The sequence below is a fragment of the Cognatazoarcus halotolerans genome, from assembly GCF_009800965.1.
GTDB classification, from domain to species: domain Bacteria; phylum Pseudomonadota; class Gammaproteobacteria; order Burkholderiales; family Rhodocyclaceae; genus Cognatazoarcus; species Cognatazoarcus halotolerans.
The window spans coordinates 54,305-68,962 of record NZ_WUAF01000004.1 but is presented as its reverse complement, the minus strand read 5'-3'; the positions used below and the strand labels follow the sequence as shown (position 1 = coordinate 68,962).

Here is a 14,658-nt window from a genome sequence, read left to right as displayed (position 1 = left end):
CGCAGCACTACAGACGGTTTGTCAGCCAGCCGCTCGCGAAGCCGCCCATGAGAATCAGGAACAAGGTGATCGAGAGTCCCACGCGGATGGCAAGGGCCTTGACGGTACGTTCGCCCTGTCCCTTGTCGCGCAGCAGAAACAGCAGAGCGGAGCCAAGACTGGCCAGAATCAGAAGCAGAAACACGATTACGAGGATGCGCATGGCCAGACCCGGGATTCAGTTTCCGGAGTGTAATCCGATGCACCGCAGCCAGCCAACGCAGGGCCTGCGGACGGAAAGCTGATGGCGTCGCGCGGCTGGATCCGGAGTGTCCCGCTGATTGCTGCGGCACTCGTCGCAGCGCTGACCTTCGAACTCGGTAACTGGCAGGTTCGCAGGGCAGGTGAAAAGGAGGCATTGCAGGCGCGGATCGAGCATCTCGCGCATGAAACGCCGGTTCAATACGGGGGGCACACGCTGCCGCAAGAGTGGCAACCACTTACGGTTCGGGGTCGATGGCTGGCGAACCGCGCCATGTTCATCGATAACCGGGTCCACGCCGGCCGGGCCGGGTACTACCTCGTGATGCCGATGGAATTGACGGGCTCGGAGGATGTGCTGCTGGTCAATCGCGGCTGGGTGCCTGTCGGTGTGGATCGACGCACCCTGCCGGCGGTCGCGGCACAGGCCGGAGAGGTGCAACTGACAGGCGTGGCACGGGTACCAGAGGCGAAGCCGTTTGCCCTGTCCGGAAATCAGGTCCAGGGCGTGGTGTGGCAGAACCTGGACCTGAAGGCAATGGCCGGCTATGTCGGTCGCACGCTGCAGCCCTTCGTGCTGCAGCAGAGTAGCGATACCGGTGATGGCCTGGTGCGGGACTGGCCCAGGCCCGATGCCGGAATCGAGCGGCACAAGGGGTATGCGCTGCAGTGGTATGGGCTGTGTGCCCTCGTGGTGCTGCTGACGGGAATGAATGTTTTGAGGAGAAGGCGTCGAAATGATGACGCGCAAGGCTAAGACAACGCTTACGCTTCTGTTGCTGGTATGTACCCTGCCGGTGGCGGCGTCGTACATCAGCTACTTTCTCTGGAAACCGGAATCGACGGTCAACTATGGTGAGTTGCTGAGTATCGCGCCAGTACCGTCGTCGCGGCTTTCGCCGGTCGCCGGCTCAGAAGTTGATGGGCGAGGGCTGAAGGGGCGCTGGACGATGGTGTACGTGTCGGGCGGCAAATGCGATGGAAACTGCGAGTCATCGCTCTACTTCATGCGTCAGGTGCGAACGGCCCAGGGTGAGCAAATGGGGCGCGTCGCCCGGCTCTGGTTGCTTGACGACGATGTCGTCCCGAGTCCCGCTTTCGTCGCCAAGCATGAAGGGCTGGAAGTCGCCAGGGCCGATGCTTCGTGGAGCCACGCCTTCGCAGCGGCGAAAGGCCATATTTCGTTGGTTGATCCGCAGGGCAATCTGATGATGCGTTTTCCGGCGAATCCGGAGCCGAAGCTGATGATCAAGGATCTCGCCCGGCTTCTCAAGTACTCCCGTCTGTGATGATGATGCTCCGACGCCTCGCCGCTGTAGCGCTGTTACTGACCCTGGCGGTCGTAGTCTTTGGTGCGTATGTCCGGCTTTCCGACGCGGGCCTGGGCTGTCCCGACTGGCCCGGCTGTTACGGCAAGCTCTCGCCGGCACATGCGGCCGAACACATTCTCGATGCACAGACGGTGCGGCCCGATGGGCCGGTAAGCCTGCCCAAGGCGTGGAAGGAGATGATCCATCGCTATCTCGCGGCGACACTGGGTTTGCTCATCGTCGTGATCGCGGTCCTGTCCTGGCGCCGGCGCAGGGAGGCGGGCGTGGCGTGGGGCGTCGCCGCTGCCCTTGTCGGCGTGGTGATTTTCCAGGGACTGCTTGGCAAATGGACGGTTACCCTGTTGCTGAAACCGGCGATCGTGACCGGGCACCTGCTCGGTGGCCTCACCACGCTAGCGTTGCTGGCATGGGTCAATCTCCGCTTGTGCGGGATGCGACGCATCCCCACAGCCGGAGGGCTCGTGGTGGCTGCGCGCCTGGGGCTGGCGCTGCTGGTGCTGCAGATCGCGCTTGGCGGCTGGGTGAGCACAAATTACGCAGCGCTGGCATGTACGGACTTCCCGACGTGTCACGGACAGTGGGTGCCCGCGGATACCGATTTCGCCAATGCTTTTCATGTTGTGCGCGAACTCGGCATGACGGCAGATGGCGAGTTGCTTTCGAACCAGGCGTTGACCGCGATTCACTGGACGCATCGACTCGGCGCCTTGCTGGTGGGGAGCTTCCTGCTGGTTCTCGCGCTGCTGCTGGCGAGGCACCGACGGAGCCTTGTCCTTGGGGGACTGCTCGCAGGCGCGGTGTTGCTGCAGGTTTCGCTGGGTATTGCCAACGTCTATCTGAGTTTGCCATTGCCGTTGGCGGTGGCGCATAACGCGGTCGCGGCATTGCTGGTGCTGCTCATGGTGTTGATCAATTATCGGCTGCGACGGGGATTGAATCCTGCGTGGTCGGCTGGGAGGGGGCATGAGAACGTCTACGCTTGAACTCGGAGGTGCCGGCCAACGGCTGAGACATTTCTATGTGCTCACCAAACCGCGCGTAAATTCACTGATCGTCTTCTGTGCCGTAATCGGAATGTTCCTCGCAGTGCCGCAGGGGCTTCCCTCGCCGGGGATCGTTTTTGCCGCGACGCTCGGTATCGCCTTCGTCGCAGGGGCTGCAGCGGCGATGAACTGCCTCATCGAACAGCGAATCGATGCGAAGATGGCGCGGACCCGGGCGCGACCCTTGCCTCGTGGGGAACTTTCGGCATCGGAGACGCTGGTTTTCTCGGCGCTTCTGGGGGGGAGCGGGTTGGCGATACTGTATGCCTTCGTCAATCCGCTGACGATGTGGCTTACGCTGAGTACCTTCGTCGGGTATGCGGTCATCTACACGATATTCCTCAAGCCGCGCACGCCCCAGAACATCGTCATCGGCGGCGCTTCCGGAGCAATGCCACCGGTTCTCGGCTGGGCTGCGGTGACTGGCGAGGTCACGGCGGACGCACTGCTGCTCTTCCTGATCATATTTGCCTGGACGCCCCCGCATTTCTGGGCACTGGCGCTTTACCGGACGAAGGAATACGCCAGCGCCGGGCTGCCCATGCTTCCGGTTACTCACGGCCCCGAGTACACGCGTCTGAGCGTGCTCCTGTATACCTTGATCCTCTTTGGCGTAACCCTGTTGCCATTTGCGACGCGCATGAGCGGCTGGATCTATCTCCTTGCTGCGGTGGGACTTGGCACCGGATTCATACGTTACGCGTGGCGGCTCTACGTAGACTACAGCGACAAATTGTCGCAGCAGACTTTCCGCTACTCGATTGTCTATCTATCATCGCTGTTCGCAGCGCTGCTTCTCGATCATTACGTTCGTTTCTAGGAGAGCCTGTGTAAAAGCGCCCCGCGGCCCGTGCGGGCGCACTCTCCATGGATCGTGAAATGCTGCTGCGCCTGCTGTCTCTTGTCCTTACCCTTCTTCTGGCAGGGTGCTCTTTGCCCGGCTCCAGCCCTTCGTTCCGGAGTACGGACATTACTGGCGCGGACTACGCGCAGGATTTTTCGCTCACCGATCACAACGGAAAGCCCAAAAGCCTGGCCGATTTCAAGGGCAAGGTGGTCTCGGTTTTTTTCGGCTATACACAGTGCCCGGATGTTTGCCCAACCAATCTTTCGACGATGGCCGAGGTTATGCGACTGCTCGGCCCCGATGCGGACAGGGTGCAGGTACTGTTCGTGACCGTTGACCCGGAGCGGGACACCCGTGAGCTTCTTGCTCAGTACGTGCCTGCGTTCGACCCCCGCTTTCTCGGCTTGTACACCGACCTTGCCGGTACGGAAGCGCTCGCCAGGAAGTTCAAGGTTTTCTATCAGAAGTCCGGGGATACCGACGGGCCGAATTACACCGTCGATCATTCGGCTGGCACCTACGTTTACGATCCCGAGGGGCGCCTGCGCCTGTATGTGAAACATGGCGAAGCCGCAGAAAACGTAGCCGAGGATTTTCGTCAGCTACTGGCCGGTCGCTGATCGCGGAGCCGCCGGCACCCGTCGGCGGTCGCGCATTCACTTAAGTTGCAGAATCTCGCGAAAGGCTCTTACCAGTGCGCGGCATTCCTCATCGGTGCCGATCGTGATCCGCAGGAACTGATCGATTCGCGGCAGACGGAAATGCCGCACGATGATGTTTCGCGACCGCAGTTCGGCGGCCAACTTTGCGCCGTCATGTTGTGGGTGCCTGGCAAAAACGAAATTTGCCGCAGACGGCAGCACTTCGAAGCCGAGTTCGGACAAGTCCGCGACCAGTGACTCGCGACTGTCGATCACCTTCTGCCGGCAGGCGTCGAACCAATCCCGATCTTCCAGTGCCGCGCAGGCTCCCACCAGCGCGAGGCGGTCCAGCGGGTAGGAATTGAAGCTGTTCTTGATGCGCTCGAGTGCTTCGATCAGATCGGCCTGGCCGATCGCGTAACCGACTCTCAGACCCGCCAGCGAGCGAGATTTCGAGAGGGTGTGGACCACCAGCAGATTCGGGTAACGGGACACGAGGGGGATTGCCGTCTCGCCACCGAAATCCACATACGCCTCGTCTATTACCACCACCGTGTCCGGATTGCCTGCAACGATGCGTTCGATCTCGTCGAGGGCAAGAGGACGACCGGTTGGCGCGTTCGGATTGGCGATGATGATGCCTCCGTTCTCACGCAGGTAGTCGTCGGCCACGATCTCGAAGTGCTCGCCCAAGGGCACCTTCTCGTAGGCGACGCCGTACAGGCCGCAATAGACTGGATAGAAGCTGTAGGTCACATCCGGGTAGAGGATCGGACGCTCGTGCTTCAGCAGTCCCATGAACGCGTGCGCCAGCACTTCGTCCGATCCGTTGCCAACGAATACCTCGTCGGGTGCCACGCCATGGACGGCGGCGAGAACGTTCTTCAGCCGCTCGGCGGAAGGGTCGGGATAGAGCCTCAGATTGGCCGCATCCTCGGCGAGTTCGCCGCGGATCGCTTCAAGGACACGGGGCGAGGGCGGGTATGGACTCTCGTTGGTGTTGAGCTTGACGAGTCCGGCGAGCTTTGGTTGCTCGCCGGGAACATATGGGGTCAGCTCGCCGACGACGGCGCTCCAGAATCGACTCATTTGGCGGATGATGCGCGGCGCAGGGCGCGACAGACGTTAAGAAGGCGAAATGTTATCATGCCCCGTCATTCCGATTTTTCACACACGTGCAGCTCGACAGGTCATGAGGCAAGCCGAAATATCCCGCAATACGCTGGAAACCCGCATCCGGGTCAGCATTGACCTCGACGGTACCGGAAAGGCTACGCTCGCCACCGGTATCGGTTTCTTCGATCACATGCTCGAGCAGATTGCACGGCATGGTGCTTTCGACATCGAGATCGAGGCGCAGGGCGACCTGCATATCGATGGTCATCATACGGTGGAAGACGTCGGGATCGCGCTTGGGCAGGCCTTTGCCAAGGCAGTCGGTGACAAGAAGGGGCTGACCCGTTATGGTCATGCATATGTGCCGCTCGACGAGGCCCTGTCGCGTGTGGTGGTCGATCTTTCAGGCAGGCCCGGGTTGGTTTGTGATGTGGCGTTCACTGCAGGCATGATCGGCGGCCTCGATACGCAACTTGTCTTCGAGTTCTTTCAGGGTTTCGTAAATCATGCACTGGTTACGCTTCATGTCGACAACCTGAAAGGTCGGAACGCGCACCACCAGTGCGAAACCATGTTCAAGGCTTTCGGGCGTGCCCTGCGCATGGCCGTAACGCCCGATATCCGGCTGGCAGGCAGCATCCCCTCTACCAAGGGAGTGTTGTGATCGGGCCAGCCCGGTTCAATCCTTGCCGCAACACGTATCCGGAATAGACCCTTAATGAACAAGATTGCCGTCATCGATTACGGAATGGGTAACTTGCGCTCGGTCGAAAAAGCGATCGGGCATGTCGCCGGTAATTCCGAAGTGATTGTGACCTGCGACTCCCGAGTCGTGCTGTCCGCGGATCGCGTCGTATTCCCGGGCCAGGGAGCGATGCCTGACTGCATGCGTGAACTCGAAGCCAGGGGCCTGCACGCCGCTGTTCTTGACGCAGCCGCAAGTAAACCCTTCCTCGGGATCTGCATCGGTCAGCAGATGCTTTTCGATCACAGCCAGGAAGGGGATGTTCCGGGGCTGGGCGTGTTCGCGGGCGAAGTCCGTCGTTTTCCCGAGGCCCGCATGTTCACTGCTGATGGCGTGCGTCTGAAGGTCCCGCACATGGGCTGGAACGAGGTACATCAGGCGGGAACACACGCGCTGTGGTCCGGCATCCCCGATGCTGCGCGCTTCTATTTCGTGCATAGCTATTATGTGGATCCCGCCGATGCGGCCATCGTCGCCGCAACGACCGATTATGGCCTGCCCTTTACCAGTGCGGTGGCTCGGGCTAATATCTTCGCGGTTCAGTTCCACCCGGAAAAAAGCGCAGAAGCAGGTCTTCAGCTGCTTTCCAACTTCATCCGCTGGCAGCCCGAGAGCTGACGATTTCAGCGGTCGACATTCATTCTTCAACGATTTTCTCCGATATGCTGCTGATTCCCGCGATCGACCTCAAGGACGGATCCTGCGTACGCCTCAGGCAGGGCGAGATGGACGATGCAACCGTATTTTCAGAGGATCCCGTGGCCATGGCGCGTCACTGGATAGATGCGGGTGCGCGCCGCCTTCATCTGGTTGACCTGAACGGCGCATTTGCGGGAAAACCCAAGAACGAGGCGGTCATCAAGGCAATCGTCGACGAGGTCGGTGACGAGATTCCGGTTCAGCTCGGCGGCGGCATTCGCGATCTCGATACCATCGAACGTTACCTTGACGATGGGATCTCCTACGTCATCATCGGTACCGCTGCAGTCAAGAATCCCGGCTTCCTTCACGATGCCTGCGGCGCTTTTCCCGGCCATATCATCGTCGGTCTGGACGCCAAGGACGGCAAGGTTGCCGTCGATGGGTGGTCAAAGATGACGGGCCATGATGTAGTCGATCTTGCGCGAAAATACGAGGATTACGGGGTCGAGGGCGTGATTTACACTGATATCGGTCGTGACGGTATGCTCTCCGGGGTCAATATCGAAGCCACTGTCAGGCTCGCTCAGGCGCTGCGCATCCCGGTCATTGCCAGCGGCGGCATCGCGAACCTCGCCGACATCGACGCACTGTGTGCCGTCGAGGACGAAGGTATCATGGGCGCGATCACGGGGCGGGCAATCTACGAAGGCACGCTCGATTTTGCGGCTGCTCAGGCACGTGCCGATGCCCTTTCCGACTGAGACGGCGATCTGATGCTTGCCAAGAGAATCATTCCCTGCCTTGACGTCAATGCGGGGCGCGTTGTCAAGGGCATAAATTTCGTCGAGCTGCGCGACGCCGGCGATCCTGTCGAAGTGGCGAAGCGCTATGACCAACAGGGCGCCGACGAAATCACGTTTCTGGATATCACCGCGAGCTCCGATGATCGCGACATCATCCTGCACGTCGTAGAGCAGGTCGCCGAACAGGTGTTCATTCCACTTACGGTTGGTGGCGGCGTGCGTACGGTAGATGACGTTCGGCGCCTGCTCAATGCTGGTGCCGACAAGGTCAGCATCAACACCGCCGCGGTCAATAATCCTCAGGTGGTTGCGGAGGCAAGCGGCCGGGTCGGAAGCCAGTGCATCGTGGTTGCGATCGACGCCAAGCAGACTTCGCCCGGCAAATGGCAGGTGTTTACCCACGGCGGGCGCAACAATACCGGCCTGGACGCGATCGAGTGGGCGAAAAAGGTCGAGTCCCTTGGTGCGGGTGAGATTCTCCTGACCAGCATGGACCGCGATGGCACAAAGATCGGATTCGATCTCGGGCTGACACGGGCAGTGTCGGACGCGGTGCGCATCCCCGTGATTGCCAGCGGAGGTGTCGGCTCGCTTGAGCATCTCGCTGAAGGGGTCTCCGATGGGCGTGCGGACGCGGTGCTGGCCGCGAGCATCTTCCATTTCGGTCAGCACACGGTGCGAGAGGCAAAGGAATTGATGAGGGCGCGCGGTATCGAGGTGCGCTTGTGAGTGCGAATGGACACAAATGGCTCAATGACGTCCAGTGGGACGAGCAGGGCTTGGTGCCGGTGATAGCCCAGGACTTCGCTACGGGCGATGTGCTGATGTTTGCCTGGATGAATCGGGATGCATTGGCGCGTACCGCAGAAAGCGGCGAAGCGGTGTATTGGTCGCGATCGAGGCGGCGACTCTGGTTCAAAGGCGAAGAATCGGGCCACGTCCAGCGGGTACGCGAGATCCGTCTGGATTGCGACAACGACGTGATCCTGCTGAAAATCGAGCAGGTGGGAGGCATTGCCTGTCATACCGGACGTCGCAGCTGCTTTTTCCAGAAACTTCTCTCCGACGGCCAGTGGGACACCGTCGATCCGGTTATCAAGGACCCCAAGGAAATATACAAATGATCGATATTGAAGTGCTGCACCGAGTGGCTGCGACGCTTGCCGAGCGCAAGAAGGCCGATCCGGATTCGTCCTACGTATCGAGTCTGTATGCGAAAGGCACCGACGCGATCTGCAAGAAAGTTGCCGAAGAGGGCGCTGAAACGATCATGGCGGCAAAAGATGGTGATCGCCTTCATCTGGTCTGGGAAGTGACTGATCTGTGGTTCCATTCTCTGGTTTTGCTGACCCATTTCGGCCTGTCGGTCGATGATGTTCTGGCCGAGTTCCGCCGTCGCGAGGGTGTTTCGGGCATTGATGAGAAGCGTTCGCGGTCGCAGGCCTGACTGTCCAGGCAATGGATAACTGCATCTTTTGCAAGATTGCTGCCGGCGAAATTCCAGCAGTCAGGGTGTATGAGGATGAAGATATTCTCGCTTTCCCGGATATCCAGCCGCAGCGACCTGTCCATATCCTTGTAATACCGAAGCGCCACATTGTTTCGCTTGCGCACGTCGCTGCGACAGATGAGCCGATACTCGGCCGGATGCTCGCAGTCGCACATCGGATTGCCGCGGATCAAGGTAGTCAGGGCGGTTTCCGCGTGATCGTGAACACTGGCGAGATTGGGGGGCAGGAAGTCATGCACTTGCATATGCATATTGTCGGCGGGCCGGATCCGGTCGGTCCGATGCTCAAACGACGGATAGGAGAATGAAATGGGTTCATTTAGCATTTGGCACTGGTTGATCGTGCTGGTGATCGTGATGCTGGTATTCGGTACGAAGAAACTTCGCAATATCGGCCAGGATCTGGGCGGCGCGGTAAAGGGCTTCAAGGAAGGGATGAAGGAGGCGGGAGAGTCTTCCGGTGAGAACCAGAAGATCGCCGGTAGCGGTCAGACCATTGACGCAGAGGTAAAGGAAAAGAGCCACTCGTAACCGGGTCCGGGGCGTGCGTGCCCTGCAGGATCCGAATGATTGAGAATGCTCTCTCGAGGCGTCTTCCCAAATGTTCGACATCGGATTTTCCGAACTCATGCTTATCGGACTGGTGGCGCTTGTCGTCATCGGCCCGGAGCGTCTTCCCAAGGTTGCCCGTACGGTCGGGCATGTCCTCGGTCGTATCCAGCGCTATGTTTCCGACGTCAAATCGGACATTCAGCGCGAGATGGATCTCGATGAACTCAAGAAGCTGCAATCCCAGGTAAAGGATTCCGCACGCGAACTCGAATCATCATTCCGGGGCCAGATGAAGGATGTCGAATCTTCCATCCGGCGCACCACCGATCAAGCCGGGGCCGAGCTCTCGGCGCTTGAATCGCAGGTGAAGGGCAGTCCGCTCGCCGAAAGCGAACCACATGCCGGAGAGGCGACCGATCAAGGGCCGAAGCCGCAACTCGAGCTGGGCTTCGACGGGTCGCAATCGGCGATCCCCCGCGACAAGAGCGCATGACCCGCGGGATCTGGACATTATGACTGGAATGCAGGACACCTTTCTTGCTCACTTGATCGAGCTCCGCAACCGACTGCTGAAGGCCATTGTCGTGGTGGTCGGGATCTTCGTCTGCCTCATGCCGTGGGCAGGGAATATCTACGACATTCTCGCCACGCCGATGCTGCAGACCTTGCCGCAAGGTACCCGGATGATTGCGACAGGGGTGGTCACACCCTTTTTCGTGCCCGTCAAGGTTACCTTGATGGTGGCATTCGTACTGTCTCTGCCGGTCGTTCTTTACCAGGCGTGGGCTTTCGTTGCGCCGGGACTGTATGCGCATGAAAAGCGACTGGCGTTGCCAATGGTGCTGGGCAGTACGGTGCTGTTTCTGCTGGGCATGGCGTTCTGTTACTTCTTCGTTTTCGGTACGGTGTTCCATTTCATCGCGGAGTTTTCTCCGAAAAGCATTACTCCGGCACCGGACATCGAGCAGTATCTTTCCTTCGTCATGACCATGTTCATGGCCTTTGGGCTTACCTTCGAAGTGCCGGTGGTCGTTGTTCTACTGGTGAGAATCGGCGTCGTCGACATTGCAAAGCTGAAGGAAGCCAGGCCGTACGTCATCGTTGCAGCATTTGTGATTGCGGCGGTCATTACCCCGCCCGACGTGATTTCTCAGTTCATGCTGGCGGTGCCGATGTGGCTCCTCTATGAACTGGGCATTTTCGTGGCGCGCGCGGTAAGCAGGCCGGTACAGGCCGATACTGACTACACGCCGATGTCGACGGATGAGATGGATCGTGAACTCGATCGACTCGGGTCGGATACCGACGGCGGAAAATAAGTCGTTTCCCTGCTCTGCGGATTGGCTTGGCAAGCGTACGAAACCGCCGGTGGCCCCCTGGTGCGGTCTGCGGCATTTTGGCATGGCAGGCCGTTTCAGCGACGATCTTTGAGGCGGCGTGGGCGAATGTCGGAGGCTAGGCCCGGGTGGCGGATCCCGTCGGGCAAGGTGCTGTAAAAGCATGGCAAGGAGCTGATCCGCCCAGATCTTCCGCCCCGGACCTGGGGCCTCTCGGATCGAGTACTGGCATGGCCCCGTGTGCGGCCGTTCGAACGCATCAAGGTTCGATCATTTCCGCGCCTGATTCAGCAAGGGGCGACGGCCGATTTCGACATCAACGTCGCGCTCATCGCTTTTGCGCCGCAGATGGAATCGAACCTGGCTGCCTGGCGCCAGGCGGGAAATGGCTTCGAGCATGTTCTGCGCATCCGATATGTCTCGTTTGTCGATCGCTAGCAGGACGTCTCCGGGCTTGATGCCAGCCCTTTCGGCCGGGCTTCCGCGCACGACCCCTGCAATCAGCGCGCCTTTGGATTCCGGTAGGCCGAAGGAGTCGGCCAGATCAGGAGTGATCTCCTGGATCTCGACGCCGATCCAGCCGCGTACAACCGAGCCGGTGCTGATGATCTGCTCCATGACGTCTCGTGCCAGCGAAACCGGTATGGCAAATCCGATGCCCAGCGATCCGCCAGAACGAGAATAGATTGCGGCGTTGACACCGACGAGGTTGCCGTCCGCGTCGACCAATGCCCCACCGGAGTTGCCGGGGTTTATTGCTGCATCGGTCTGAATGAAATTTTCGAAGGTGTTGATGCCCAGGTGCGACCGTCCCAGCGCCGAGACGATCCCCATAGTTACCGTTTGGCCTACCCCGAACGGGTTGCCGATAGCCAGGACTACGTCGCCGACAGCAAGGGAATCTCCGGGCGCGAGCGTAATCGATGGCAGTTCGTCTCCAGCCTTGATACGCAAGACGGCGAGATCCGATTCCGGATCGCGACCGACGATAACCGCCTCGAATTTGCGGCCGTCGTTCAGGGCAACCTCGATCTCGTCGGCAGTCTCGATCACGTGATTGTTGGTAAGGATGTATCCATCGGGGCTGACGATCACCCCGGAACCCAGCCCGGCAGCCTGTCGTTCGAGCTGGTTGCCAAGCCGGTCACCAAAGAAATGCCGAAAGACCGGATCATCCATGAATGGGTTGCGTGAAGCGCGTGTTTGCTTGCTCGTATATATGTGCACGACCGCCGGTAGCGCTCGCCTTGCAGCGGGAGCATACGAGCCCGCATGCGTTTCGCTCGCCACTGGCGAGGGACTGACCGCCTCGCGCAACGCGACGACCGTCGGTGCGACGCCAGATGTGCCACTACCCAGCCAATCCGGGCGCAGTGTGCTGATAACGAAGATGGCGGCCACGCTGATGGTGACAGCCTGAGAAAAAATCAGCCAGAGGCGGCGCATAATGTGATTCTTTGCCGCGGTGCACTTGAAGATGCCCGCGTAACGATAGGTGGGGGAATCTGAAAATGCAGCGTGATGATCTTCGGCGTTATCTTGATGATCTGCTGGAGGTCGCGCGCACGCGGGATTATTGCCCAAACGGCTTGCAAGTGGAAGGACGTGCCGAAATCACGAGGATTGTTTGCGGTGTAAGCGCAAGCCAGGCGCTCATCGACGAGGCCATCGCGCGCAAGGCCGATGCGCTGATCGTACACCACGGTTACTTCTGGAAAGGCGAGGACCCCAGAGTGACCGGAATCCGCCGCCGACGTCTTGCCGCCCTGCTCGGCGCGGAAATCAACTTGTTCGCATTTCATCTGCCGCTGGATCTGCATCCGGTGTACGGAAACAATGCACAGCTTGCACGGACGATGGGGTGGACCGCTACCGGGCGATTCGGCGAACAGGATCTGGGGTGTATCGGCACCCTTCCAGAACGCAGCTCGGCTGCCCAGATTGCGCGATCCATCGCCGCAAGGTTGGGGCGTGATCCATTGCTGATCGGCGATGCCGGGAGGGAAGTGCAGACTATTGCCTGGTGTACCGGTGCGGCGCAGTCTTTTTTTGAAGCGGCAATTGCTGCCGGGGCTGACCTCTACGTATCGGGCGAGATATCCGAGCAGACTGTCCATCTGGCGCGTGAATCGGGTGTGCCCTATCTTGCCGCTGGACACCATGCCACGGAGCGTTACGGTGTGCATGCACTCGGCGAGCACCTCTCCACGCGTTTCGGGCTGGCATGCGAGTTTCTCGATCTCGAGAACCCGATTTGAATCGAGGAAAATCTCGCGCGCGCCGACCTGTCGTAATCAGCCTGCCGTCGTGTCGTCGTGTTCCGGCGTCGTCTCGCGGTATGGCCCCAGGTGTTGGTTGAGGATGCCAAGCAGGCAAAGGATGTCATCGATTACCGCAAGCGGGAAACCCTGGCGGGTGCCGTCGCGGTTGTCTCGCAACAGTTTGTGGAGATAGGCCTGACAGTCAACCGTGCCCCAGAGTCGTTCGAGTTCCGAAACGATGTGCGGCATGCGTTCGATGGTTTCGGCCGACGCCTTCTCCATGTCGAAATCGTCCCATTCTACGATCTTGACGTTGAACGTCCGGTTGAGCTGACGGGTCAAGCCATCGAACTCGCTCCGCATGTCCGCTGTCTTGTACACCTCGAGCAGCTTGAGCCATGGAACGACAGCTTGCTTCGGGTTGCCACGTATGAAGTCTGCCAGTGTCTGGGCGGCCCCCTGGACGCGTCCGAAAGACATCATTATTTCGGCAAGCTCAACTGCCGAATCGTGCTCGCCAGCCAGGTCTTCCTCTTCCAGTGGTAGTGGCGCAACGCTATCCGTTGGCATCAGCGAATTTGGCGGCTCCCAGTCGAGTTGCGCGAAGTCCACTGAAGACTGAGGGCCTGAAAGTCCCTCGTGGCGGCTTTCGAGTCCCGGTGTTGCAGCTGAAGATGTCGTACCGTCAGATGAGCCTTCACTTGCCGAATCCCCGGTGTCCGGGGAATTGAAAAACTCGGCTTCGGCTTTTTCTTTGGCGAGGCGCCTGCGTTTGAGGTGAAGAGCCAAGAGCCCGGCAAGGAGTGCAAATCCGCCAATGCTGAAGATGAATTGCCACCAGTCCGTGGAGTCCGCCGCGGGCTCCGCCGGCTTTTGTGGAGCGATCGGGCTCGGCCTGCGAACATCGGCAGATGGCGCCTTTTCATCCAAGGCCGGAACAGACGGTCCGGTCTGCGGTGCATTGATGCCAAGCCGATCAGCCTCGCTCGTGAGATGGCGCTGATACTGTTCGAGCTCGCGGATCTTGCTGGCGATTTCGAGCTGGGCGATCAATTTCTCATCAAGGACCAAGAGCAGGCGTTGCTCCTGACGCATGCGTTCCCGTTCGTCATCACTCGTCCGACCGACGAGGCTGGGATCCGATAGTGCAAAGGAAAGCTTCAGCTCCGGCGGCGGCATGTCGCCGCCGACCGTGAGGCGGTCGCCCTGCGCACTTGGCTGCGGAGGGGCGGGTGCCGTCGGCGGGGCAGCTTCTTCGCGCAGTGCTTGTTCCGGCCTTGCTGACGACCTTGGCTCTGCCGGGCGACTGATGGTTGCCCTGGAGGAGGTGGGCGGTCTTGCGGGTCTTTCGGCCTCGCGGCGCAGCGCTGCAAGATCGAGCGCGTCCTCACGAGGGATCGGGCGACTGAGCGAGCTTCGGTCGGGGAACTGATCAGGGTGGGCTTGTCGGGCCGCAGCGACGAACCGGCGCCGCTGGGCGCGATCGTCCGGATAAAGCTGTCGCGCCAGTTGGTACAGGCTCGGGCCGACGGTGATGTCGGTTTGTCCCGAAGGCAGGGCTGGCCGTTCTCGTGGCAGCGCTGCGCTGTC

20 protein-coding genes are annotated in these 14,658 nt (G+C 60.0%); 16 read left to right on the top strand and 4 right to left on the bottom strand.

Going from position 1 to position 14,658, the window contains the following annotated elements; translation table 11 throughout:
- Window positions 1–7 precede the first annotated feature (7 nt).
- Window positions 8–202, bottom strand: a complete 195-nt coding sequence (locus GQB03_RS06760; protein WP_159686447.1) for a twin transmembrane helix small protein — start codon at window positions 200–202, stop codon at window positions 8–10.
- Between the two features lie 81 nt (window positions 203–283).
- Here GQB03_RS06760 and GQB03_RS06755 point away from each other — a divergent pair, with 81 nt between their 5' ends.
- Genes GQB03_RS06755 through GQB03_RS06735 form a run of 5 tightly spaced genes read left to right on the top strand, consistent with a single transcriptional unit; the run spans window position 284 to window position 4,081 of the window.
- Window positions 284–997, top strand: a complete 714-nt coding sequence (locus GQB03_RS06755; protein ID WP_159686444.1) for an SURF1 family protein — start codon at window positions 284–286, stop codon at window positions 995–997.
- Entirely contained in the window at window positions 978–1,529 is a 552-nt protein-coding gene (locus GQB03_RS06750; protein WP_159686441.1) for a hypothetical protein, read from the top strand. The genes GQB03_RS06755 and GQB03_RS06750 overlap by 20 nt, the downstream gene beginning before the upstream one ends.
- 5 nt (window positions 1,530–1,534) lie before the next feature.
- The gene (locus GQB03_RS06745; protein ID WP_327516572.1) at window positions 1,535–2,554 is read left to right on the top strand and encodes a COX15/CtaA family protein; all 1,020 of its coding nucleotides are present in this window, start codon (window positions 1,535–1,537) and stop codon (window positions 2,552–2,554) included.
- Window positions 2,535–3,434, top strand: a complete 900-nt coding sequence (gene cyoE / locus GQB03_RS06740) for a heme o synthase (RefSeq protein ID WP_159686435.1) — start codon at window positions 2,535–2,537, stop codon at window positions 3,432–3,434. The genes GQB03_RS06745 and cyoE overlap by 20 nt, the downstream gene beginning before the upstream one ends.
- Before the next feature lie 47 nt (window positions 3,435–3,481).
- Complete coding sequence (locus GQB03_RS06735; protein WP_235026975.1) at window positions 3,482–4,081, top strand: SCO family protein; 600 nt, start codon at window positions 3,482–3,484, stop codon at window positions 4,079–4,081.
- A 36-nt stretch (window positions 4,082–4,117) separates the two neighbouring features.
- On the opposite strand, the gene hisC is transcribed toward GQB03_RS06735, so the two are convergent.
- The gene (hisC, locus tag GQB03_RS06730) at window positions 4,118–5,191 is read right to left on the bottom strand and encodes a histidinol-phosphate transaminase (RefSeq protein ID WP_159686432.1); all 1,074 of its coding nucleotides are present in this window, start codon (window positions 5,189–5,191) and stop codon (window positions 4,118–4,120) included.
- 103 nt (window positions 5,192–5,294) lie between these two features.
- On the opposite strand from hisC, the gene hisB reads away from it, so the two are divergent.
- The 10 genes from hisB to tatC all read left to right on the top strand — a co-directional run bounded on the left by hisB (window position 5,295) and on the right by tatC (window position 10,789).
- Complete coding sequence (gene hisB / locus GQB03_RS06725; protein ID WP_159686429.1) at window positions 5,295–5,882, top strand: imidazoleglycerol-phosphate dehydratase HisB; 588 nt, start codon at window positions 5,295–5,297, stop codon at window positions 5,880–5,882.
- A 54-nt stretch (window positions 5,883–5,936) separates the two neighbouring features.
- Window positions 5,937–6,581, top strand: coding sequence for an imidazole glycerol phosphate synthase subunit HisH (hisH, locus tag GQB03_RS06720; protein WP_159686426.1), 645 nt, complete (start codon window positions 5,937–5,939; stop codon window positions 6,579–6,581).
- Window positions 6,582–6,625: 44 nt separating this feature from the next.
- Window positions 6,626–7,366, top strand: coding sequence for a 1-(5-phosphoribosyl)-5-[(5-phosphoribosylamino)methylideneamino]imidazole-4-carboxamide isomerase (hisA, locus tag GQB03_RS06715; protein ID WP_159686423.1), 741 nt, complete (start codon window positions 6,626–6,628; stop codon window positions 7,364–7,366).
- Window positions 7,367–7,378: 12 nt separating this feature from the next.
- A complete protein-coding gene (gene hisF / locus GQB03_RS06710) occupies window positions 7,379–8,137 on the top strand; it encodes an imidazole glycerol phosphate synthase subunit HisF (protein WP_159686420.1) in 759 nt (252 codons plus the stop codon).
- Complete coding sequence (gene hisI / locus GQB03_RS06705) at window positions 8,134–8,532, top strand: phosphoribosyl-AMP cyclohydrolase (protein ID WP_159686418.1); 399 nt, start codon at window positions 8,134–8,136, stop codon at window positions 8,530–8,532. The genes hisF and hisI overlap by 4 nt, the downstream gene beginning before the upstream one ends.
- A complete protein-coding gene (locus GQB03_RS06700; RefSeq protein WP_159686415.1) occupies window positions 8,529–8,855 on the top strand; it encodes a phosphoribosyl-ATP diphosphatase in 327 nt (108 codons plus the stop codon). Before hisI ends, GQB03_RS06700 begins: the two co-directional genes overlap by 4 nt.
- Before the next feature lie 11 nt (window positions 8,856–8,866).
- Complete coding sequence (locus tag GQB03_RS06695; RefSeq protein WP_159686413.1) at window positions 8,867–9,226, top strand: histidine triad nucleotide-binding protein; 360 nt, start codon at window positions 8,867–8,869, stop codon at window positions 9,224–9,226.
- A gap of 1 nt (window position 9,227) precedes the next feature.
- Window positions 9,228–9,449, top strand: a complete 222-nt coding sequence (gene tatA / locus GQB03_RS06690; RefSeq protein WP_159686410.1) for a Sec-independent protein translocase subunit TatA — start codon at window positions 9,228–9,230, stop codon at window positions 9,447–9,449.
- A 70-nt stretch (window positions 9,450–9,519) separates the two neighbouring features.
- Entirely contained in the window at window positions 9,520–9,963 is a 444-nt protein-coding gene (gene tatB / locus GQB03_RS06685; protein ID WP_159686407.1) for a Sec-independent protein translocase protein TatB, read from the top strand.
- Window positions 9,964–9,982: 19 nt separating this feature from the next.
- Complete coding sequence (gene tatC / locus GQB03_RS06680) at window positions 9,983–10,789, top strand: twin-arginine translocase subunit TatC (protein ID WP_159686404.1); 807 nt, start codon at window positions 9,983–9,985, stop codon at window positions 10,787–10,789.
- 288 nt (window positions 10,790–11,077) lie between these two features.
- Here the strand turns inward: tatC and GQB03_RS06675 are convergent, their stop codons facing one another.
- On the bottom strand, window positions 11,078–12,253 hold the full coding sequence (locus GQB03_RS06675) for a Do family serine endopeptidase (RefSeq protein ID WP_159686401.1): 1,176 nt from the start codon (window positions 12,251–12,253) through the stop codon (window positions 11,078–11,080).
- A gap of 65 nt (window positions 12,254–12,318) precedes the next feature.
- On the opposite strand from GQB03_RS06675, the gene GQB03_RS06670 reads away from it, so the two are divergent.
- Complete coding sequence (locus GQB03_RS06670; protein WP_159686399.1) at window positions 12,319–13,065, top strand: Nif3-like dinuclear metal center hexameric protein; 747 nt, start codon at window positions 12,319–12,321, stop codon at window positions 13,063–13,065.
- A 36-nt stretch (window positions 13,066–13,101) separates the two neighbouring features.
- On the opposite strand, the gene GQB03_RS06665 is transcribed toward GQB03_RS06670, so the two are convergent.
- Complete coding sequence (locus GQB03_RS06665) at window positions 13,102–14,247, bottom strand: type IV pilus assembly protein FimV (protein WP_159686396.1); 1,146 nt, start codon at window positions 14,245–14,247, stop codon at window positions 13,102–13,104.
- Window positions 14,248–14,658 lie beyond the last annotated feature (411 nt).